Origin of the sequence: Paenibacillus sp. RC84 (assembly GCF_041260495.1) — a bacterium.
Lineage (GTDB): Bacteria > Bacillota > Bacilli > Paenibacillales > NBRC-103111 > Paenibacillus_F.
Map to the genome: position 1 here is coordinate 253,869 of NZ_JBGBYL010000007.1, position 21,880 is coordinate 275,748.

Annotated in this window: 22 protein-coding genes and 1 pseudogene; 20 read left to right on the top strand and 3 right to left on the bottom strand. The window is 45.8% G+C overall.

The features are described from left to right. Positions 1–106: 106 nt before the first annotated feature. Together ABH899_RS17590 and ABH899_RS17595 are read right to left on the bottom strand one after the other, a co-directional pair. A complete protein-coding gene (locus ABH899_RS17590) occupies positions 107–2,434 on the bottom strand; it encodes an ABC transporter permease (RefSeq protein ID WP_369999054.1) in 2,328 nt (775 codons plus the stop codon). 2 nt (positions 2,435–2,436) lie between these two features. Further along, positions 2,437–3,141 carry an ABC transporter ATP-binding protein gene (locus ABH899_RS17595; protein WP_369998772.1) on the bottom strand — a complete coding sequence of 235 codons (705 nt, stop codon included), beginning with the start codon at positions 3,139–3,141 and terminating at the stop codon, positions 2,437–2,439. Positions 3,142–3,398: 257 nt separating this feature from the next. Between ABH899_RS17595 and ABH899_RS17600 the strand changes: the two genes are divergently transcribed. Genes ABH899_RS17600 through ABH899_RS17610 form a run of 3 tightly spaced genes read left to right on the top strand, consistent with a single transcriptional unit; the run spans position 3,399 to position 5,346 of the window. Beyond that, positions 3,399–3,785 (top strand): GntR family transcriptional regulator, encoded by a 387-nt coding sequence (locus tag ABH899_RS17600; RefSeq protein WP_009674311.1) that lies wholly within the window; start codon positions 3,399–3,401, stop codon positions 3,783–3,785. Positions 3,786–3,791: 6 nt separating this feature from the next. Next, complete coding sequence (locus ABH899_RS17605; protein ID WP_369998776.1) at positions 3,792–4,661, top strand: ATP-binding cassette domain-containing protein; 870 nt, start codon at positions 3,792–3,794, stop codon at positions 4,659–4,661. Position 4,662: 1 nt separating this feature from the next. Next, on the top strand, positions 4,663–5,346 hold the full coding sequence (locus ABH899_RS17610) for a hypothetical protein (protein ID WP_369998779.1): 684 nt from the start codon (positions 4,663–4,665) through the stop codon (positions 5,344–5,346). 291 nt (positions 5,347–5,637) lie between these two features. On the opposite strand, the pseudogene ABH899_RS17615 reads toward ABH899_RS17610, so the two are convergent. Then, a pseudogene (locus ABH899_RS17615) lies at positions 5,638–6,072 on the bottom strand (glycosyltransferase); the annotation flags it as partial. Between the two features lie 705 nt (positions 6,073–6,777). Here ABH899_RS17615 and ABH899_RS17620 point away from each other — a divergent pair. The 17 genes from ABH899_RS17620 to ABH899_RS17700 all read left to right on the top strand — a co-directional run bounded on the left by ABH899_RS17620 (position 6,778) and on the right by ABH899_RS17700 (position 21,498). Continuing rightward, positions 6,778–7,506, top strand: a complete 729-nt coding sequence (locus ABH899_RS17620; protein WP_369998782.1) for a YheC/YheD family protein — start codon at positions 6,778–6,780, stop codon at positions 7,504–7,506. 41 nt (positions 7,507–7,547) lie between these two features. Further along, a complete protein-coding gene (aepX, locus tag ABH899_RS17625; RefSeq protein WP_369998785.1) occupies positions 7,548–8,447 on the top strand; it encodes a phosphoenolpyruvate mutase in 900 nt (299 codons plus the stop codon). Then, positions 8,447–9,607 carry a phosphonopyruvate decarboxylase gene (gene aepY, locus ABH899_RS17630; protein WP_369998788.1) on the top strand — a complete coding sequence of 387 codons (1,161 nt, stop codon included), beginning with the start codon at positions 8,447–8,449 and terminating at the stop codon, positions 9,605–9,607. Before aepX ends, aepY begins: the two co-directional genes overlap by 1 nt. After that, on the top strand, positions 9,604–10,716 hold the full coding sequence (locus ABH899_RS17635) for a 2-aminoethylphosphonate aminotransferase (protein ID WP_369998790.1): 1,113 nt from the start codon (positions 9,604–9,606) through the stop codon (positions 10,714–10,716). Before aepY ends, ABH899_RS17635 begins: the two co-directional genes overlap by 4 nt. 15 nt (positions 10,717–10,731) lie before the next feature. Beyond that, positions 10,732–11,472, top strand: coding sequence for a YheC/YheD family protein (locus ABH899_RS17640; RefSeq protein WP_369998793.1), 741 nt, complete (start codon positions 10,732–10,734; stop codon positions 11,470–11,472). A 212-nt stretch (positions 11,473–11,684) separates the two neighbouring features. Then, positions 11,685–12,605 (top strand): tyrosine-type recombinase/integrase, encoded by a 921-nt coding sequence (locus tag ABH899_RS17645; protein ID WP_369999056.1) that lies wholly within the window; start codon positions 11,685–11,687, stop codon positions 12,603–12,605. A gap of 325 nt (positions 12,606–12,930) precedes the next feature. After that, positions 12,931–13,776, top strand: coding sequence for a helix-turn-helix domain-containing protein (locus ABH899_RS17650; protein ID WP_369998795.1), 846 nt, complete (start codon positions 12,931–12,933; stop codon positions 13,774–13,776). Between the two features lie 70 nt (positions 13,777–13,846). Then, positions 13,847–14,833 carry an ABC transporter substrate-binding protein gene (locus ABH899_RS17655; protein WP_369998798.1) on the top strand — a complete coding sequence of 329 codons (987 nt, stop codon included), beginning with the start codon at positions 13,847–13,849 and terminating at the stop codon, positions 14,831–14,833. A 187-nt stretch (positions 14,834–15,020) separates the two neighbouring features. Next, on the top strand, positions 15,021–15,467 hold the full coding sequence (locus ABH899_RS17660; RefSeq protein ID WP_369998801.1) for a MarR family winged helix-turn-helix transcriptional regulator: 447 nt from the start codon (positions 15,021–15,023) through the stop codon (positions 15,465–15,467). 67 nt (positions 15,468–15,534) lie between these two features. After that, positions 15,535–16,296 (top strand): SDR family oxidoreductase, encoded by a 762-nt coding sequence (locus tag ABH899_RS17665; RefSeq protein WP_369998804.1) that lies wholly within the window; start codon positions 15,535–15,537, stop codon positions 16,294–16,296. 182 nt (positions 16,297–16,478) lie between these two features. After that, complete coding sequence (locus ABH899_RS17670; RefSeq protein WP_009674166.1) at positions 16,479–16,841, top strand: GntR family transcriptional regulator; 363 nt, start codon at positions 16,479–16,481, stop codon at positions 16,839–16,841. After that, positions 16,841–17,716, top strand: coding sequence for an ABC transporter ATP-binding protein (locus ABH899_RS17675; RefSeq protein WP_369998808.1), 876 nt, complete (start codon positions 16,841–16,843; stop codon positions 17,714–17,716). Before ABH899_RS17670 ends, ABH899_RS17675 begins: the two co-directional genes overlap by 1 nt. Beyond that, positions 17,713–18,429, top strand: coding sequence for a hypothetical protein (locus tag ABH899_RS17680; RefSeq protein WP_369998811.1), 717 nt, complete (start codon positions 17,713–17,715; stop codon positions 18,427–18,429). The genes ABH899_RS17675 and ABH899_RS17680 overlap by 4 nt, the downstream gene beginning before the upstream one ends. Before the next feature lie 307 nt (positions 18,430–18,736). Then, positions 18,737–19,066, top strand: coding sequence for a PadR family transcriptional regulator (locus tag ABH899_RS17685; RefSeq protein ID WP_369998815.1), 330 nt, complete (start codon positions 18,737–18,739; stop codon positions 19,064–19,066). A gap of 13 nt (positions 19,067–19,079) precedes the next feature. Next, positions 19,080–19,946, top strand: a complete 867-nt coding sequence (locus ABH899_RS17690; protein ID WP_369998819.1) for a pentapeptide repeat-containing protein — start codon at positions 19,080–19,082, stop codon at positions 19,944–19,946. 13 nt (positions 19,947–19,959) lie between these two features. Next, entirely contained in the window at positions 19,960–20,730 is a 771-nt protein-coding gene (locus ABH899_RS17695) for an ABC transporter ATP-binding protein (RefSeq protein WP_369998822.1), read from the top strand. Then, positions 20,731–21,498 (top strand): ABC transporter permease, encoded by a 768-nt coding sequence (locus ABH899_RS17700; RefSeq protein ID WP_369998825.1) that lies wholly within the window; start codon positions 20,731–20,733, stop codon positions 21,496–21,498. Positions 21,499–21,880: the final 382 nt, after the last annotated feature.

Sequence of the window (21,880 nt, forward strand, 5' to 3'; positions counted from 1 at the left end):
CGCGAATCAGCCGCGATTCGCGCGTATACAAATAGCCTTGGCCGACTAATGGCCAAGGCTATTTGCTGATTATGTCAAGCCGTTATCTGGACTTAGGCGACCCCAACTATTCTATGCTTTTCAAAGATTCAATCATATTAATTTGGGATACTTTCCGCCGAAGCAGTAAGTTAGAAAGAACGGTGAGTAAGAATGCGGCAGCAACCGCAACCGAAATGACGAACGGATTTAATTGATCCGGGATTTGCTGATGGGTACTTGATAATGCCTTGACAACAAGTGAATACACATAGCCGCTGATCGGCAGCGCTGCGAGGACCGCAAAGGTGGTGAGTATGATGTTTTCAAAAAAGATCAGCCGGTTTATTTTATTTTTTTGGTAGCCTAATACCTTAAGCGTTGCAAGCTCTCGGTTTCTTTCGTAAATGTTTATGGACGTTATCGTATAGATGGCGCCAAAAGAAAGCAGGACCGCACAAATGATAAACATGATAAATACAAAGCTGTTTTGTTTCAAAATATATTGAGCTGATTTCTTCAGATCACTCTTATCTGTAAGGGTATCCACATGAGGATCTTGTTCAAAGAAGTGACGAACGCTTGCAAGATCTGCAGAGCCGGCGGCTTCAATTAAAAGCGAGGCCGGGTTGTAATCAATGCCAAAGCTCTCTAGATATGCCGGTGTGATATAAAACGATGGATTGGAATACTGGGTGGATATTTGTAAAACCTTCATAGCGACAGACTTATTTTTCAGTTCAGGGGCTGCGAACTTTATTTCAATCCTATCTCCTTCTGCAATTTGATAGTTGTCGGCGTAAGATTTGGGTACCAACACACCGCCTTCTTCCAATGAAATCCTGTTCTCCTTATCGTCAAAGAAATGAAGCAGACGGTTATCTTTTTCAGTAACTACCAGAGTGGCATTCTCATGCTCATCGCCTTTGATGAATTCAACGGGGAGGGTGGCTAGCCTGTACCTGTTTTTAATGCCGGAGGGCAGTTCTGACGGATCGGGAGTGGGTCCCACCGTATAATCTACTCTTAAATCATAGGTATACACATCTTCAATTTGGTTAACAACTTTTTGCAAGGCGGTCTGAGTGCCAAAAGCTGTGATTAATAAAACCGTGCTTACAACAACGCCGGTTGAACTCGCCAAAGCTTTTTGTTTATGTAACCCTATATTTCGGAAAATGAGTTTATAGCTGTAGGGAATACGGCTCCAGATCCCCGGAATTCTTTCGATGATCAGCTTGTTCATCTTCTTAGGGGGTTTAGGGCGCATGGCCTGAGCCGCACGCTCTTTTAATACGGCTCTTCCGCTTACATAACAGGATAAACTCCCAAAAGCACCGGAGAAAATGATGGGAGGAATAAGGGGCAATAAGGAAAGCGAGAATGTAATATCAGGCAGGGAGTAGGCCCTGGCGTTTGACGCTCTTACTAAGGGAATAAATACAGCAGCGGCAATGGCGCAGCCCAGGATGGAGCCTATGATGCTTACCAGCACAGGGTATCCCATGTAATGAAGCATGATGCTTCTGTTTTTTACGCCCAAAGCCTTCATTATACCCACTTGATTTCTTTGAGAATCTATCATCCTCGACATAATCAGAAATACGATAATCGCCTCAATCAAAAAGAGAACCAAAGGTACAACTTTACTCATCATGGTATTGTTATAGATGGTTTGAGTGATTTGAGAATAGTTGAAGGTCCGCTCTTTACTTACTTGGTTTAAATAGGCAAGTTGTCGGGACTGCGCTTCAATGGACTTACCTATTTTGTCCATGTCATAACCCTCTTCGGCATCAATCATGATTTCGTTATAGGTAAAGCCGCCATCCAGGATTTCAGGTATTGTCTCTTCGGCCATATATGCGATTCCGTAAGCTTTGTGGTCTTGTGTCGGGTTTTTCTTGGCATATTCCGCGTTCTCACACAAGCCGCTAATGGTAAACGTAAAATCTCTACCATCCGTATGTATACGAATGTTATCACCGGTATGAAACTGATGTTCTTTTGCGTAATGGGAATCTAATGCGATCTCTCCCTTTTTGGATGGGATACTGCCCTCGATCATCGTAAGCGTATTGATTTCATTGTTCACGGGAATCGAATGAATGGTTAACGAAGCTTTATCCTTATCAAAGACCTGCTTGGCATCCAACGTATAGCGTCCTTCTATTTTATGTATACCTTCAATTTTGCTTAAACCAGCCACTTCTTCTTTGGATATTTGATTGTAATACACGTTTAGATCGCTTAAATTATGGTTTTTAAAATAATCTTTCGTATAAGAGCTGAGAGTATCGCTATAGGTGACCAGACCCCCGTAGAAAAAAGCCCCCACAGCAACAACCAAAACCAGGGCTATAAATTGTCCTAAAGACTGTCTGATATCCCTTATTAATTTAGAGAATAATTTCATGATCACCACTCGATCCCTTCAACACTTTGTTTGTCTTTGTTAATCGTTACACTTTCAATCATTCCGCTTTTAACCTTAATAATTTTGTCAGCCATCGGAGCAATGGCAGAATTATGGGTGACCAGAACGACGCACTTTTTCGTTTCCTTGTTCAAATCTTGTAGAAGTTTCAAGACGGACTTGCCTGTACCATAATCCAAAGCTCCGGTTGGTTCATCACAGAGTAAAAGTAAAGGGTTTTTGGCAACCGCTCTGGCTATGGCAACTCTTTGCTGTTCTCCTCCGGAGAGCTGGGAAGGGAAATTTCCGATCCGGTCCTGCAGTCCGACTTTATATAAAATATCTTTCGCATCCAGATAGTTTTTGCATACTTCCGTGGCGAACTCCACATTCTCCAAAGCGTTTAAATTCGGAATTAAGTTATAAAATTGGAACACAAAGCCCACTTTCTCACCGCGATATTCGGTCAACTTTTTTTCGCCAAGGCTAGTGATTTCCTGATCCCCAACAAACACTTGACCTGACGCAGCCGTATCCATACCGCCAAGTATGTTCAAAATCGTACTTTTACCGGCACCGCTTGCCCCCAAAATAACGACGAATTCCCCCTCCGCTATGGAAAAGTTCACGCCATCAAGCGCTCTGATCTGCACTTCACCTATTTTGTATTCTTTCGATACGTTCTTGAATTCGATTAACTTTTTCACTTATGACATCTCCTCGTACAGGAATAATAAAACTCCAACTTCGTAAGTTCTTTGGTGATAAGTTATTTCAGCATGCGTATTAGTATGTTACTAATGTAGCATACTATAATGCGCTTGTGAATAATTGTCAATCACGGATGATTGGATGTGCGAATCATCCATGTCTTTTCCTATTTGGGACGCAAGCTATCTTGAAGCCTTTTATTGACAATTATTTGCCTATAAATTATAGTGTGCTGGATGGGTAACATACTAATATGCTGAATGGTGAGGGAATGAATGTAACTTTCGACGAAAAGCAGCCGATTTTTCACCAAGTAGCCAACATTATTGAGGACGATATTCTGAACGGCACTTTCCGCGTGGATGAGCAAATTCTTTCCGTGGCCCAGTTTTCCCAGCTGTTCCAGATTAATCCGGCGACCGTAGTGAAGGGAATCGGCTTGCTCGTGAATGAAGGTATTCTGTATAAAAAAAGAGGGCTTGGCATGTATGTGGCGGCTGATGCGAAGCGGAACATTCAGATTAAACGAAGAGACCGTTTCTATAAGGAACTGTTATCCAATCTGGTGAATGAAGCCGACAAACTCGGGCTGACAACCGAGGACATTATGAACATGATCAAACAGTTGAGAGAGGAATAGCGAATCGTGAGCATAGCATTGACCTGCGGCAATTTAACCAAAAAATACGGTCAAACTTACGCATTGTGCAATCTGGATCTGCAGTTGGAGGAAAACGTTATTTACGGTTTGCTCGGGCGTAACGGCGCCGGCAAAACGACGCTGCTTAACACGATCGCCGGCGGCATTTCCCCGAACTGCGGCTCAATCGAGGTAAGAGGGAAGAAGCTTGGGAAGGGAGAACTTCCGGAGGATTTCTGTTTCGTGCGCGAGAATAGCAAACACTTCGGAGGAGGGCGGATCATCGAAGTTTTGAAATTCGCCGCTAATTTTTATCCCAATTGGGACTGGCCCTTTGCACTGGAGCTGCTCAAAACGTTTCGGCTTGATCCGGACAAAAAAATCAGACAGCTTTCAAGAGGCACGGAATCGCTCGTAAGCAACATCATCGGTCTGGCCAGCCGGGCGCCGCTGACGTTATTCGACGAGCCGGTGCTCGGACTCGATGTTTTGATGCGGGAACAGTTTTACAAAGCGCTTTTGGAGGATTGCGCCAATCACCCTCGCACGGTCCTGCTGTCTACCCATTTAATGGACGAAATCGCTCCGGTTGCAGAAAGAGTTTATATTATGGAAGCCGGCTCGATCCTGCTTCATGATGAAATGGATCGGATACGCATGGCAGCCCATCTGATCCGGGGCAATTCGGAAGCCGTGGCTTCCTTTACGGCAGGAAAGCGAGTCTTACATAAGGAGACATATGGCCACGGCACACTTGCCGCTATTTACGAAAAGTTGAATGATGGGGATAGGCAGCTGGCGCGTGAGATGAATATTTCGATTGAACATTTGACGCTTCAAACGTTTTTCTCGTATTTAATCAGAGGAGGTCATTGAATTGGGGGCATTGGCCGTTCATTTAAAGGCAACCTATTTGCAAATGAGGGTTTACATCTGGGGTGTCATTCTTCTTCTCCTGCTCGGAAAATTGGCGGAATTCATTGTTGGCCTCTTTATAGACAGCAGCCAAAGCAGGGGACTTTCGGGCGGCAACATCCTGATTCTCATTCTGCCCCTTATCGCTATCGTGCTGCCGCTCATTTATTACAAACGCATCGTACATCTGGGCGCAAGCAGAGAGCGCTATTTTAAGGGACTTCTATTTGTCTTTGCCGTCTACGCGGCAGCCATCGCTTTCATCAATTCTTTATGGGTTGTGATTGAATGGAATGTGATCCGGAGTTACACGACCCCGGTTAATCTTATTAGCGCTTTTCATTGGAATGATTTTGGCTTGGCGGGTTCTTTTCTTTACCAAACCGCTTTTTATTTAATGGCGATGGCGCTGCTCAGCATGCTGATCTCCGGTTATTACCACCCTGCCGGGTGGCTGCTGTGGGCACTGCTCATTACGGCGATCCCGGTCGGAACGGCGATTCCTTCGCTGCGCGTTCATGTCGTCTCTTTTTTCAAAGCCTTGTTATTCAACGGCTCGCTGCTAGCGGGTATCGGATTTAACCTGATTCTTTGTTTGGTTTTTGTGGCAGGCGGCTGGCTTTTTACCAGAGGAAGAACGCACTGAATAAATTCATTTATCCGGGAAATGCAATTTGAGCCCCAAACGCGCGGTTTCATCAAAATAATGCGTCGAACCATTGATGGTCTTGATGCATTATTTTTTTATTTCAGAATGAGAGAAACCCCTCTTGAATTGAAGAAGCATATCCGCTTTCTTTATGAGGGGCGAAGCCTGAAACAGTGCGCAATTCGTAAAGTCAAAAGAGCGTCAGCAGACCATCCAGTTAGACCCTGGAGGATCAACGGCGCTCTTTACGTAAAGGGAGCTTATATTGTTAAGGTCTATGGCGCTGGCTTAAAACTTTCCAGGGAACTGTTTGACAATGCCCTCTGTCAAGATATCGGCTAAATGAATCATATGGATCTCGTTTTTGTCGGTTGCTGCAATATCCGCTTTCCAATCTCCGTTGAGACAGGCCAGGACGATTTCCGTAATCAACTGAAGATGCGTATACAGCATATCTTGCAGCGTTTTAAACGGCCAGTTCGGATTCGCTGCGCTTAAAAATTTGGCGATATCGTCGACGTTTCTATGCCAATCCGCCTCGAGCTTTTTCACATCCGCCTGATTGTCTGCTTTGGCCGCCGCTACAATTTTCCCTGCGATCAGAATATGCTCTCTCAGAAGATCCGCCAGCTTATTGCTGGCCGCTTCTCCATAATACGGCTTGATCACATTGCCTATATCCTGTTGGTTCCGCAGAAGCCGGTCCAACACGTCTTTCGGCGTTCCACGGATCAGTAAAGACGACCGCGGGTGAAATTGGCGGCATCATACGATGGAATCTCGGGTCATTAAGCTAAGTACGAGTTTCAGGTGGTAAACAGTTTGTAAGCTATTAGGTAGAGTGATAGGGTACGGCGAAGCCGCGTTCTTTCTATATTGGAAAGGACGCGGTTTTTTGCTTTCTGGAGTGGCTGAAATAGGGGGAGGGGACAATGCCGCACACACTGAATCTCGTAAGTTGTACATTAATTCCAACGAAATGAAGAAAGTCGGCAATAAATCTGGAGAGACACGCATATGTAGGAGAACAAGAACATACAACGCAAATAAGTCGCGTCGTTGCGGCTTTTTTTGTTTTACCGATGCCTAATGGCGATATTGGCAGGTCACGCTTTCCTAACCTTCCTCATTATTGCAGTGATAAGAAAAAATCAAAGTCTGATTATCGTTCGATGAAGGCGATAGAATGGGGCTTTTGTATGTACTTTACAAACTTGATTATCTAAACTTGACCTCACTTAGAAGGCTTATTCCACTTGTTGAAGATGGAGTGAGCCTTTTTTGCATGCAGACAATCTAAGGAGATGAACAGACAACTGGCAAAATGTGAACAGGTAGTATACCAAGACAGAGGTCCACGCAGGCGGAAATCCGGATGCATATGCTTACAGCATGCTTTACAAAACATTAATACAAGAGGGATGACCAATGCCAGTTGGAAAAATGAAAAAGTACAAAGTCATGTTGAAACATCCCGTTTTGCGTCCGCATTTACCTAAAACCCGCTGGTTTACGAAATCGAGGACCAAGCGAATGCTGAAAACCTATTCATTGGTCTTCATAAAACCCAATCACGGGAGTGGCGGCAGCGGGATTATCCGGGTCAAGAGATTGAAAAAACGATACGAGGTTCGTAGTGCTTCAAGACGGAAGGTTGTTCGATCGCGTTTTCTCTTTAAAGCCATTAAGTCATACCGAACTCCTGGACATCAGTATTTGGTACAGAAAGGACTTCGCTTAGCCAAGTACCACGGGTCGATTTTTGACATCCGGATTTACTTACAGAAGCCGAGGGGGAAATGGGTTATTTCCGGCGTGGTCGCTCGTGTCGCGGCACCTCGTAAGTATGTGACCAATTATCTTAAAGGAGGGCATGCAGTATCTTTGAATCGGGCACTTTACAGTCTTTTTAAGCACAACCGTACAAAAACGAATGCTTATTTTCGTAGAATTTCCAAACTATCTCTCATCATAGCCAAAACAATTAATAAATGGCATCATGTTCGCGAATTGGGGGTTGACATTGCCATAGATAAAAAAGGCCGTATTTGGATTATTGAGGCTAATTCACGTCCCGGACATATGTTATTTACTCAACTTTCCGATCGTACAATGATCAACACCATCAGAAGAAACAAGCGCCTTATTCGAAAGTAGGTTCCATGCACGTTACTCTAGGGGAGAAGGAGAGCATTTTAATGAAAAAAACAAAGCAGCTTAGAGACTTGATCCATTCACAAAAACCCGAGTTTATTATGGAAGCCCATAATGGTCTGTCGGCCAAAATAGTGGAGGAGGCGGGGTTTAAAGGAATCTGGGCCAGCGGGTTATCCATCTCTGCAGCGATGGGAGTAAGGGACAACAATGAGGCCTCCTGGACGCAAGTTTTGGATGTTTTGGAATTCATGAGTGATGCTACCTCCATCCCGATTTTGCTGGACGGAGATACGGGGTACGGTAACTTTAATAATGCAAGACGGCTAGTGAAAAAACTGGAGCAGCGCCATATTGCGGGAGTATGCATTGAAGATAAGCAGTTCCCCAAAACGAATTCTTTTATTAACGGTCAAGAGCAGTCTTTGGCTGATATCGAAGAGTTTTCCGGAAAAATTAAAGCGATGAAAGATACCCAAACGGACGAGGATTTTACGGTGGTGGCCAGAGTAGAGGCATTTATTACGGGGAAAGGGCTTAAAGTGGCGCTGCAGCGGGCGGAGGCGTACCGGAAGGCAGGAGCGGATGCCGTATTTATACACAGCAAAAGATCGGATGTCGCAGAGATTGAAGCGTTCATGAAGGAATGGGCCGGAAGATTGCCGGTAGTGATCGTGCCTACCAAATACTATACGACCCCAACCGTGAGGTTTCAGGAGATGGGGATTAGCCTTGTGATCTGGGCAAACCATAATTTGAGGGCATCCATTCAAGCAATGAAACACTTATCTGACCGAATTTATCGAGATCAAAGCCTAGTTCATGTCGAAAAAGACGTCGCGACCCTGGAAGAAGTATTCAGACTTCAAGGGACCGAAGAGCTGGAAGCTGCGGAACAGCAATACCTCCCGTCGTCAGAACCGGATTCGGGTGAGCATGCATAATGGACACAAAATTGTTGGGAGAAGAGTTGAAACAATTAGGATATACCTTTTTCAGCGGTGTTCCTTGTTCCTTTTTAAAAAACTTGATCAATTATGCCATAAACGAATGCGATTATGTTGCAGCGGCTAACGAAGGAGATGCGGTCGCTATTGCATCGGGAGCTTATGTAGGGGGGAAGAAGTCAGTAGTCCTCATGCAAAATTCAGGACTAACCAACGCTGTTTCGCCATTGACCTCCCTTAATTATCCTTTTCGTATTCCGCTGCTCGGATTTGTCAGCCTGCGTGGAGAGCCGGGCATACCTGATGAGCCTCAACATGAATTAATGGGCCAGATTACAACGCAAATGCTGGATTTGATGGAGGTGGAATGGCAGTATCTCTCCAAAGATTTAGAGGAGGCAAAAAAGCAGCTGATTCAGGCTGACGAGCACATTGCCCGAAATCGCCCGTTCTTTTTTGTCGTTAAGAAAGGCATTTTCGACAAAGTGCAACTACGAAATCAGCAAAGCTCCATTCATTTAAATCAGATCCGTCAGCATGCTCATGCGGATCATCAAATGCCTACGCGGTATGAGGCATTAGCTGCGATTAACTCCATGAAAGACGGCAATACCATTCAGCTCGCGACAACGGGTAAAACCGGACGCGAACTGTATGAAATCGAAGATGCGGATAACAACCTGTATATGGTAGGTTCTATGGGATGCATCGGTTCCTTGGGACTCGGGTTGGCTTTGAGCCAACCAAGCAAAGATATCTTCGTCATTGACGGAGACGGATCTCTGTTGATGCGTATGGGGAGCCTGGCAACCAACGGGTATTATCAACCAGCCAACATGGTTCATATTCTGCTCGATAATAACGCTCATGAATCAACAGGCGGGCAAAGTACGGTATCCCATGGTGTTAATTTTATAGATATTGCCGCTTCCAGCGGGTATACGAACTCGGTTCACGTTCACAATCTCGTGGAACTGCAAGCTTTTTTGCAGGAATGGAAAGTGAATAGAGGACTTACGTTCGTGCTCCTGAAAATATCCAAAAGTTCCAAGGACCAGCTTGCTCGCCCGCATATGAAGCCTCACGAAGTAAAAGAACGTCTGCAGCGTTTTATTCATAACGATCCTTTGAAGGACAAGGAAGTGGGCGGTACATGAATTCCTCCGTCAAGAAAAACATCTTGCTTACCCCTGGTCCGGCAACGACTACAGAAAGTGTGAAACGGGCACAAGTGGTTCCGGATATTTGTCCTCGTGAAGCCGAGTTTGGGCAAATTATGGCGTATATTTCCACGGAACTTACCCGGCTGGTTGCAGACCCGGATCATTATGCGACCATATTGTTTGGCGGATCGGGTACTGCAGCGGTAGAATCCATCATCAGTTCGGTCCCGAATCACGATACGATGGTCATTGTCAACAATGGAGCCTATGGAAAACGGATGTGCGAAATAGCAGAGGTTTATGGAGTGAACTATGTTGAATTCAAAAGTCCTCCCGATGATGCTATTGATTTGGCTGATTTGGAAAGGTACATCCAATCCTCCAAACGCACCGTCTCCCATCTGGCCGTCGTACATCATGAGACGACAACCGGTCTGCTTAACACGATAAAGGAGATCGGAGCATTATGCAAAAGGCATCAAATCGACATGATTGTAGATGCCATGAGCTCATTTGCGGCCATTCCGATTCAATTGAAGGAAATGAACATTGCCTACCTGGCGGCAAGCTCCAACAAAAACTTACAGGGAATGGCCGGGGTATCGTTCGTGATAGCCGAAAAAAATAAACTGGAGAATTTGAAAGGCCGGAAACCAAGAAGCTATTATTTGAATTTGTATGCTCAATACAACTATTTTGCGGAACATGGGCAGATGCGGTTTACTCCTCCGGTCCAAACCTTATATGCGCTTAGACAAGCGATTGAGGAATTAAAGCAGGAGGGAGTGGATAAAAGGTACGAAAGGTACGCGACATCCTGGAAAACCTTGATTAATGGGTTAGCCCGATTGGGTCTAACCTATATCGTCCCCGAAGAGCATCATTCCAAAATTCTTACTTCCATCCTCGAACCTCAATGTGCGGGCTACGACTTTCAATCTATGCATGATTATTTTTACAGCAAAGGCATTATGATTTATCCCGGCAAACTTGAGAAACTAAATACGTTCCGGATTGCCAATATAGGCGATATAACGTACAAGGAAATGGAATTATTTTTGGAATTGCTTGAACGCTATCTCAGCAGCATAAAATCTGGATGAGAAAGGTGGAGTCCTATGGGATCGACCACTAGAAATAAGTGGTACAAATATTTGATATTGAGAAGGCATGCATCTCTAAAGCGTTATGTACTCAAAACGAGGCTCCTGAACCGGTATAATTTTTCAAAACTTCTCTCCAAGTACAGGCATGTTATCGTGAAGCCGGTGTGGGGGAGCCGCGGACGGGGGGTCATTCAAGTCTCCTGGAAAGGAAGACATAAGTACGCCGTACATTACGAGAATAGAAAAATTATAATTCGGGGCAGAACCAATACGTATCGTTATATTAGAAGAAAAATCGGGCACGCCAGTTATATGGTTCAACGCAGAATTACGCGCCCGACTATCAACAAACGCCCTTTTGATATGAGAGTTATCATTCAAAGGAGAATATACTCATCTAAATGGGTAGTCACAGGAAAGGTTATCAAAGTTGCAGGTAAAGGTTATATCGTTTCCAACCATACACGGAGTAAGGGGACATTGCACCGTTTTAAATCCGGCATTAAACGATCTTCCGTTCGGCACCTGTCCGCCAGTGCGTTAGAGTCCCGTATTGATCGTGTTTCCATCCGTTCCGCGAAGAGATTAAGCGCATTTTTTCCGGGACACCGTATATATGGATTGGACGTCGGAATAAACCGGAAAGGACGTATCGGAATTATTGAAGCTAATCTTTATCCGGCAAGTTCCCATTTCCTTAAACTGAAGGATAAAACGATGTATCACCGCATTATGGATTACAAAAACGGGTAACGGATGAAACGCCTTTTTAGTATTCGCGTTGACCCAACTAAGGTGAGGATGTGTTATAATAAGTGCGCCAAATACATATTTGGCGCACTTTCCTTTTAAATCGATTTTTATTTTTATTTGTGACCAAGGACAGGGGCTCTTTTCAGTCTGACATTTAGAAACAATCCAGATGTACCGGTGAGCACTTGTTGATGGAGGGAGAACGCACCTTGATGTATAGCGATGAAATCAAAGAGAGATATGCGGAGCAGATCCGCGCATTTTCATTATGGATGAAACATTCCGGATATACCGTAGCAACGCAAAAAGAGTATATCAGAGAAGTACTGAGCTTTCTTCAATCCTTAGAAGGAGGTTCAATTGAAGAAGCGGGCAAGATAGGCGTTATCAACTTTCTTGTTTCCAAGCAAAAAACGGCCGGTGAGTCTACAAGAAATCGGTCACTTTCAGCAATAAGATCCTTTTATAGCGCTTTGATCGACTTCGAGTTGGCAACGAAGAATCCTGCGTTAGAAGTGAGAAAATCAAAGACCGAGAAAAATAAGAAGCCCGTATATCTCGAAGAAGAAGAGCTGGTACAAAGCCTGGAGTATATTACCGGAAGGTATCGGAATCGAAATATAGCCATATTTCTGCTAATGGGTTATTGCGGATTACGAGTAGGTGAAGTGCACCGATTGAACCTCTTAAACTTCAAAATGGCAAAAGGAACTATCGAAGTGTTCGGTAAGGGAAGGAAGTGGAATGAAATCCCGCTTCCCGATATGCTAAATGACTATTTAAGTAAAGTCTTGGAGGAACGGCTTGCTCCTTATAGCAAAAAAGAAGACGCCTTTTTCGTATCACAAAAGGGAAGACGACTCTCGATCAGACAGATCCAGAAGATCGCTAACCAAATGTTTGCAGCTTTTAAGGAGAAAAATCCAAAGGTAACGGACATGAATTTATCCTGCCATAAGCTGCGACACTCTTTTGCGACAATGATGCTAAAAAAAGGACATGATATTCGAATCGTGAAAGAGCTTATGGGACATTCATCAATTGAAACCACCGCGCTCTATACGCATGTAAATGATGAGCAAAAGAAAAATGCGATGGCTTCCGTTAACATACCAATGGAGGCGATTGGATAGTGCATAATGGACGTGCTAGTAGCAATGTCAACATAGAGGATACTTAAAAGCCGCGTAATTGCGGCTTTTTTTATTTTGCTTAAAAAATGAAGACAGAAGAACACAATGTACCTGTGCTTCTTATCCAATCGCTTGCATAAAGAATAGTTTGGGACAAAGCTTCACTTTAGGGCATAGAAGGTGTTATTATAATAAGAATGATTCTCAGTCTCAATTAGGAGGATGAAATGCGCTCACCCCCTATGTATAAATGTGACTGCTGGCCGCGGCAGTGGAGCGTGCAGTCACTTGTAGCCATGGCCTTGATTGCAGGAGGTAAGGGAGTATGGACATTAACAAGTTTGCAGAGCATTTTGCACGTACCTCGTTTCGGGTAGAGCAAGTCTGCCGTTATGTGCGGGAGCCGGGGATGAGCTGTGCTGATTATACGGAGCCCTTTCCGGGATTTATTTTCCCGTTAAGAGGCAAGGCCGATTTTGATTTCAGCGGCAAAGTGTATACGCTGACTCCGGGTAATGTGGTTCACGGCGGGGCACAAATGCCATTGATTCGAAGTGTTCTTGGCGATACAAAATGGGAATATATACTTGTTTTATATCGGATCTGCGCACCGGAACCGTCTGGTTTTTGCTTGTCCAACATGCATTTTCAACTGAACACGGGGCAAAGCCCGCGCCTCTCGGAATTGCTGGAGCTATTGTGGCGCTCATCGAGAGAACCGGGCGGAATCTCGAACTTTCAGACAGAGACGCTCTTCCGCTGCGTCCTGGAAGAACTGTTTGTTTGTGCCCGCAATCAAAGCAATGATGGAGAACAAGCGCTATTTGAACAAGTATCGAAGTACATACATGAGCACTATATGGATGGCCTTAGCGTACGTGCTTTGGCTGAACAAAATGACATCAATGAAAACCGTTTGTTCTATGTCTTCAAAAAGCATACGGGAATGGGACCGGGCAAGTATTTGATGGCCTATCGTCTGAATCGGGCGAAGGAGAGCTTGCTTGCGAATGACGCACCGATTGGCGAGATTGCGAAAAGTTTGGGCTATGAAGACGCATTGTACTTCAGCCGTATTTTTAAAAAGCAGGTGGGTGTCTCTCCGGCCGAATTTCGCGGGAGGTTCAGGAATAATCCATATGGAATTCAGGATGGCCCCATTCCTATCTAAAATGCGTTTTGCTACACTGACCATAGTTTGATTAGTCAAGCAAAACTTACGTTACATAGGAGGAGTCAGAATGAAAACAGTCCTAAGATTGGTCTTATCGTTTGTACTTTTGGCAGGTATTTTAGCGGGATGCGCTGGAACGCCGGAGCCTGGCAATAATCAAGCAGGGGCAGGAGCACCTGAAAAAGCTGAAGAAACCAAGAAAGAAGCAGGCCAATGGCCGAGAACGTATGTAGATACGCTTGGTCGTGAAATCGTGCTTGAAAAAAAACCGGAGAAAGTAGCGCTCTTGTTCTTCCGTAACTTCGAGCATATGTTTTTGCTGGATGAAGCTCCTGCAGCAGCGACAGATTTGAATATTTTGGACGAATGGGAGTCATTGGCCCCCTACAAATCGAGCCGAATAACGGATATCGGTTCTATGACAAACCCCAATCTAGAAAAGTTGCTGGAAGTCGGACCCGACCTGATTATTATGGTTTCGGCACGGTACGGCAGCTATGGAGACCAACTGGAGAAAATCGCCCCGGTCATTACGGTGGATAGCAATGAGAACAACTGGCAGGGAGCCCTGCGGGAATATGGAAAAATTTTCGGCAAAGAGCAAAAGGCTGAGACAGAAATTACACGGATTGAAGCATTGATCACGGATTCCAAAGAGCAGTTGAAGAAGTTCAGTGACAAGACGTTTGGCGTCATAATGCTGGGAGACAAGCTGTTTTGGGGCTTTACGACACAATTTGTCTTCAACAAGGAAAGCGGTCTTGCTTTACAGCCGCCAAGCCAATATGTCAATATGTCGACCAAAGGGGAACAGATTTCCCTGGAAGGGCTGGCAGCAATGAACCCCGATTATATGTTTGTAGCGGATATTGGCGGGTCTTCGAAAAAGCTGCAAGGCTATCTGAAAGATTTGGAAAGCAACTCCGCATGGAAATCGTTGAACGCAGTCAAGAATGAGCGGATGTATGCGTTAGACAGCTCGATCGCAGCAGGTGGACCGCTCGGAATCGAGTTGGGGGTCAAAACTATTATCAAAAACATGTTGGCGCGATAGAAAACGACAAGAACATGTAGCATAAAGAAGTCGCATAGTTGCGGCTTTTTTTGCCGATTAAATGGGTGACAGTCTACCGGGCTGCGACTAAGAAATCACGTACAATCGGAAAATGTTGACATTCCTTTTTTTCATCGCTATACTTTTAATTAGCCCAGGAAACTAATTGCTGAAGGAGCTTTTTTTTGTGGAGAAACATTCTATTGCCATTCCCCCTAGCACAAGAGCGCAGTTAGGAGAAGTGCTGTTACAGATATCCGACGATATTCTAGATGCTATAAATGCTGCGCTGAATGAATTCCATATTTCCGAAAGCAGATTCGCTTTACTCTTTATGCTATTCACTACAAGTAGAGACCAGCCCTTACAGCCTTCGGAAATTGCCGATCGGTTAGGAATACGACGAGCATCTGTAACCAAGCAGTTAATTTGGCTGGAAGAACATCATTTGATTACAAGAACCATACATCCTGAAGATCAGAGAATGGTCCGTGTCACCATAACCGAAGAAGGTTATCGTCTTCTAGAACTCGCTTTACCCCAATATTGGCAGGCCTGCGCGAATCTCACTAACAAATTAACAGATGAAGAGACCGTTTGTTTGCTTAATTTGCTAAGAAAAATCGATTTATAATTTTTTTTGATCTATTAGTTAGCCTAGCTAATTAAAGGTAACCAATTAAATGAAAGGTGGAAACACTATGAAAATGTCGGGCAACACAATCCTCATTACTGGTGGAGGTTCTGGAATCGGGTTGGCTTTTGCAGAACGCTTTATACAGGCGGGGAATCAAGTATTGATTTGCGGGCGACGTGAAAACGTACTTCAAAAAGCCAAAGAACAATTTCCAGGCATCATTGCGCGTACATGCGATGTGACGATAGAATCCGAGCGTATCGCATTATTTGATTGGGTCATCGCGAATTATCCGGAAGTAAATGTGTTAGTCAACAATGCTGGAATTCTACAGCATTTCAATGTGCTAAAAGTAGATGCGAAATACAATTGGAGCCGCTTCAGTGAAGAAATTACAGCTAATCTTGAAGCGCCTATCCATCTTTCCATGTTGTTCGCACCATTCTTTGCTGAAAAAGGAGAAGCGGCGATGATTAACGTGACGTCCGGGCTGGCATTTACTCCGCTTGCGGTTACTCCGATTTATTCGGCCACAAAAGCGGCGCTTCATTCCTTTACGATGAGCCTGAGGCACCAGCTTTCAGCTACATCCATAGAGGTAATTGAAGTAGCTCCGCCGGCAGTAGATACGGATTTAAGCGCCTCATGGCTGCGTACGCATATAGAACCGCTAGATGCTTTCGCTGACGGTATTTTCAAAGGATTGGAAGAAGGCAAAACGGAAATTGGATACAGCACTTCCGCAGACCGATTGCGGATGTCACGAGATCAAGTTGACGAGTACGCAGAAAAAATGTACAACGCAATGAAAGCTTCAATTGAATAGCTATAAAACTTGTTATGACCTTTAGTCTGCGTTAATCGCAGGCTATTTTTTTGCCGTTAAGCCCGTTAGGGTGAACCGTATCATAAGCCGTATAGACAATTAGTTTAACTTCATGTATAGTTGGATACACGAGTAACCAACCGATCAACATCGCAATCGTTCTTACAGAAAAGAGGTCCTTGATGAAACCGACATTGGATGAATCCCAACCAATCTTTCAACAGATTGCCCAAATGATCATGGACGAGATTGTGGGGGGTGAATTAAACGAAGAGGAGCAAATTCCTTCCGAAAATGAATTGTCGCGCTTCTATAACATCAATCGGGCAACAGTACGCAAGGGTCTTCAGGCTTTGGTGGATGCAGGGATAATTTATAAACAGCGGGGAATAGGCATGTTTGTAAAGAGCGGAGCGAAGCTGCAATTGTTGAAGGAACGTCAGCGTCACTATCGCGAACAATTCGTCCTTCCCTTGTTGGAAGAAGCGAAGAGAATCGGATTAAGCAAGGAATCGGTCGTTCAGTTGATTCTGGAGGAGGAGTAATGATGATATACGTAAACGACGTGGCGTATTCATACGAGAACGTTCCCGTTCTCGAAAAAGTATCGTTCGAGGAGAAGGAGCCGTTGATCGCGGGGCTGTGGGGACGCAACGGGGCCGGCAAAACAACGCTGATGAGACTGCTGGCCGGTCATCAACGGCCTCACGGCGGAACGGTTCAAGTTATGGGCTCGGCACCTTACGGTAACCCGGAGGCAGTTCGGCATGTTTGCTACATGCAGGAGGATCATCCGTTCAACACGATATGGACGGTGCAGGATGCCCTTCGTTTCGGTCTATATTTCAATGCCAACTGGGATCAAGCTACGGCAGACCGCCTGGTCGAAACTTTCAGATTGGACCGCAAGAAGAAAGTAGCCAAACTGTCCAAAGGGATGAAGTCTGCGCTTCAGTTTATTATCGGGTTATCTAGCCACGCCGACGTAACGATATTCGACGAGCCGACGAACGGCCTGGATGCCGGGATGCGGAGAAAGCTGTATGAGGCATTAAGGGAAAGCCACGAGGAATCGCCTCGTCTCATTCTGATTTCTACGCATCATATTGAAGAGGTCCAAACGCTCTGCGAATCGTTGATCGTTATGCACAAGGGCAAGTTGCTGCATCATCAACCGATCGACGAGTTCCGCGAGCATGGCATATGGTTGGCTGGCGAACGGAGCGCGGTGACAAGCGTTATTGACGGTCATAAAGTGCTGGAGCAAAGCGCGTTGGGATCGAAAATCAGGGTGATGCTCGACGCCCCGTATTCGAAGCAGTGGAAAGAGCAAGCGCAAGCCTATGGACTTTCCATTGAGAAAGCGGACTTGCAAAATTATTTGCTGAATATAACGGAAGATGCGGAGGTAAACATATGAACGCACGGAGCGCAGTATTCCGATTGATCTACGAAGATGTGAACTGGTATTTTGCCAAACTTATGCTGCTGTTCATTACCGTTCCGTTGACGATCGTATGGATCATCGTCGGCTTGGTCTTTGACCTCAATCGGGAAACGCTTGCTGCGATATCCGGGCCTGCATACTTCTTTTTCATCGGTTTCGGGCTCTTCGGATTCAAGTCCCTTTTTCCGATATCGATCGGAATGGGAAGCACGCGCGAGCAATTCCTTAAAGCTTACTACGGCGTGGGCATAGGGGGCGTTATTTTCAGCGTCTTGTGTCTGAACATCTGCCAATACGCGCTAGTCACGATCTATCAACGGAATTCGGTAGAAGTCGGCATTCTGCATGCCGCAAGGTTGTTTCTGGAAGAGTACCATTTCTTCGCCTATTTGTGGATCGATCTGATGGTGGGCATGGCATGCTTCGGTCTTTCTTTTTTCGGCTATGCCATCGTGTATCGGCTAGGATTTATGCGCAGCGTCATCATGTTCATGATCGTAACGGTCACAGGCATCTTTCTTTATTATGGAGGCGCTATTTCCGCCTTGTTCGACTGGATGTCGAATTTCAAGATGAGTGCGATGGCGATCGCTTCATGCGTCGGGGCGGTGAGTCTGGCCGCGTTATTCGCCACGTATCCGATGCTGCGCCATGCGCCATTGCATCCGATGCCGAGAAAAAGATAACCGGACCGCTCTCAACAACACATAGCGTCCGGATCGGGTGCACGAGCGGCATTCGAGAAGCGCAAACGGCAGAAATGCCGTTTTTTGCTGTTTAGGAAACTCCTGTCAGAGTACAAGAACATACAGCGTAAAGGAGCCGCAAGGTTGCGGCTTTTTTTGTTTTAAAGACTAACTCCCAAGAAAACCGCGCCCTGCGCGGTTTTTTGCTGTAGATACATGAATTATTTAAGACAAAGTATTTTATTTAAAACACTACCTTGACAGTCACAGTAATATGTCATATCATACAAAGTGTGGAGGTGATTAAATGAGCGAGAACAAGATCACATCCGACCTGCTTCGCGGACATACCGATACGATGATTTTACGGCTCTTGTCCGAAGCTGATCATTACGGTTACGAGATTGTCAAACTGATTGCCGAGCGTTCGGACGGCGAGTATGAATTGAAGGAAGCCACGATGTACTCCAGTTTCCGGCGGCTTGAAGCAGACGGCGATATCGAGTGGTATTGGGGCGATGAATCGCAGGGCGGACGGCGTAAGTATTTTAGGATTACCGAAAAGGGCAAGGATACTTACACCCGCAACAAAAGCAATTGGGAGTATGCAAAGCGCGTACTGGAAAACTTATTATAAGGAGATTGATGGGATGAATCAGAAATTGACGGACTATTTGAACAGCGTTTTTACGCCATACGACGGGGTAAAAAGCGTCACCGAATTAAAGGCCGACCTGCTCACCGATTTGCAGGAGCGGTATAGTGAACTCAAAGCCAAGGGCAAGGACGATGAAACAGCGTTTAAGATGACGATTGAGAGTATCGGCGACATCGAGCAAACGATTCTGGAGGTCGCCAACCTCTCCCGCTCGCTGGAACGGCAAGTAGTGACAAACTTTAGCGCAAGCAACCTGGCGAAAAGCGACTTTGCAGGCGTTACGGCCCATAAAGGTCAGTTTAATGGCAGCGCGTTGCACGGTTCCGACTTTTCCGGCGCAGATTTGACCGGCAGTTCGTTTAAGAGCAGCGACGTACGTGAAGCCAATTTTGACGGCGCGAATTTGACGGACTGCGGCCTGTCCGCGCTTGACTTGGCAAATGCAAGCTTCAATAAGACGATCCTTGTACGAACCAATTTCAGCAAGTCGGGCCTTGCCGGAGCCAAATTCACAGGCGTAAGACTGACCGACGTCTCGCTATCGATGATCGATCTTAGAAAAACGATTTTTGAACGTTGTTTATTTGACGGGGTTGACTTCAAGCACTCCGATCTGAGCGGGCAGTGCTTTGACGGACAGACGTTTATCGGCGTTAAGTTTGAAAAAGCGGCCTTAACCGAAGTTTCGTTCAAGGGAGCCATCTTTAAAAATGTTTCTTTCCAGCCTGGGTTTACCTTCACCAAAAAGTACTATCGTATGATCAAAACCATCTGCTTTGACGGCGCAACGATGGATAAACTGACCTATGCCGCTCTTAAAGGCATGGAAGCCGATTTATCGAAAGTTACAGTTATTTAAGGGAGGGAATATGATGCAACCCGTGCAAACCAAGGCCATTGAAGTAAAAGGACTGCAAAAATCCTACAAGCAGCATGAGGTGCTGAAGGGCGTTGATTTCGAGGTGGAAAAGGGCAGTATTTTCGCCCTGCTCGGCTCTAACGGTGCGGGCAAGACAACGATTGTCAAAATCCTCGCCACGCTCCTCAAACCAGACGGCGGAACCGCGGCCATAAACGGGTTCGATGCTGTGTTCAGGCCCGATCATGTGCGGCAGGCGATCGGCCTGACCGGGCAATTCGCCGCTGTGGACGAAATATTGACCGGACGGGAAAATCTGATCATGATTGCCAAGCTGCGATACCTCGAAAATCCGCGACAGGTGGCGGATAACATGCTTAAACGCTTCGGCCTGACAGACGCCGCAGACCGCAAGGCATCTACTTATTCGGGCGGTATGCGCCGCAGGCTCGACATCGCCTTGAGCCTTGTGGGAAGTCCGCAGATCATTTTCCTCGACGAGCCGACTACCGGGCTTGACCCCGAGTCGCGCATCGAGGTTTGGAAGATCGTCAAGGAGCTGGCCGACGGCGGCACGACGATACTCTTGACCACGCAGTATTTGGAGGAAGCGGAGCAGCTTGCCGACCGGATAGCCATTTTGCACGAGGGCAAAATTATTGCTAACGGCACGCTCTCGGAGCTAAAAAAGCTGTTCCCATCCGCGAAGGCGGAGTACGTTGAAAAACAGCCGACATTAGAGGAGATCTTCCTCGCAATCGTCGGCAAAAAGGAGAGGAAGTAAATGGAGGCGGTAAAGAAACATTATTTTAGCGATCTGGGCGTTATGCTTGGACGTTCCATGCGCCATATTTCCCGCAGTTTGGACACCATCGTCACAGTCACCATCATGCCGATCGCGATGATGCTGCTGTTTGTATACGTGTTCGGAGGCGCAATTCAATCCGGAACGGATAACTATGTAAATTACCTGCTGCCCGGTATACTACTGATTGCGATTGCCAGCGGTGTATCCTACACGTCTTTCCGCCTGTTTACCGATGTGCAGCGGGGGATATTCGAACGGTTTCACTCCATGCCGATTTCACGTTCCACCTTACTGTGGGGGCATGTGCTGACCTCGCTGGTATCCAACGCCATATCGGTTGTCGTCATCGTTCTCGTAGCATTGATTATGGGCTTTCGTTCGTCCGCGGGGATCCTGCCATGGCTTGCCGTAGCCGGCATACTCCTGCTGTTCACACTGGCGTTAACTTGGGTTGCGGCGATTGCGGGACTGTCCGCCAAATCAGTGGATGGCGCAAGCGCATTTTCCTACCCGATTATCTTCCTGCCGTTTATCAGCTCGGCGTTTGTGCCGACCGGGTCGATGCCGACCGCCGTTCGCATTTTTGCCGAGAACCAGCCGGTGACCGCGATCGTGGAAGCCATTCGGGCGCTGCTGGCAGATCAGCCGGTGGGCAATGATATATGGGTCGCTCTTATGTGGTGTGTTGGGATTTTGTTCCTGGCTTATATCTTTGCGATGAGAGTGTATAAAAAGCGAGTGTAAAAAAAGATATTCAAGCAGGATAGACGGGGAAGGTCAATGGAGTAGTTATAACCCCTGAAAATGGCGAGCCTTGCCCATAAAAACGCTTCTACGAACGCATGTGGGCGGACAATAAAATATATCGTTAAGAAGTCGCCGAATAGCGACTTTTTTGTTTTAACCATGCAAGTTCGTACCCTCAACCCTAAGTCTTACAGGACATCAACAGGGATGTGCCGTCACAAAGTACGCTTCGATTACCGTTAAGCCTTTCATTAGAAAAGCAAGGAAACTGCACGGTAGGATAAAAAGTTGAAGCAACCGACTTGTTTCCTATGTATGCCACTTAATAAAGTTTTTTCTTTACAAAGTACGATGTTTATTGTATATTCAGAATGCCAAT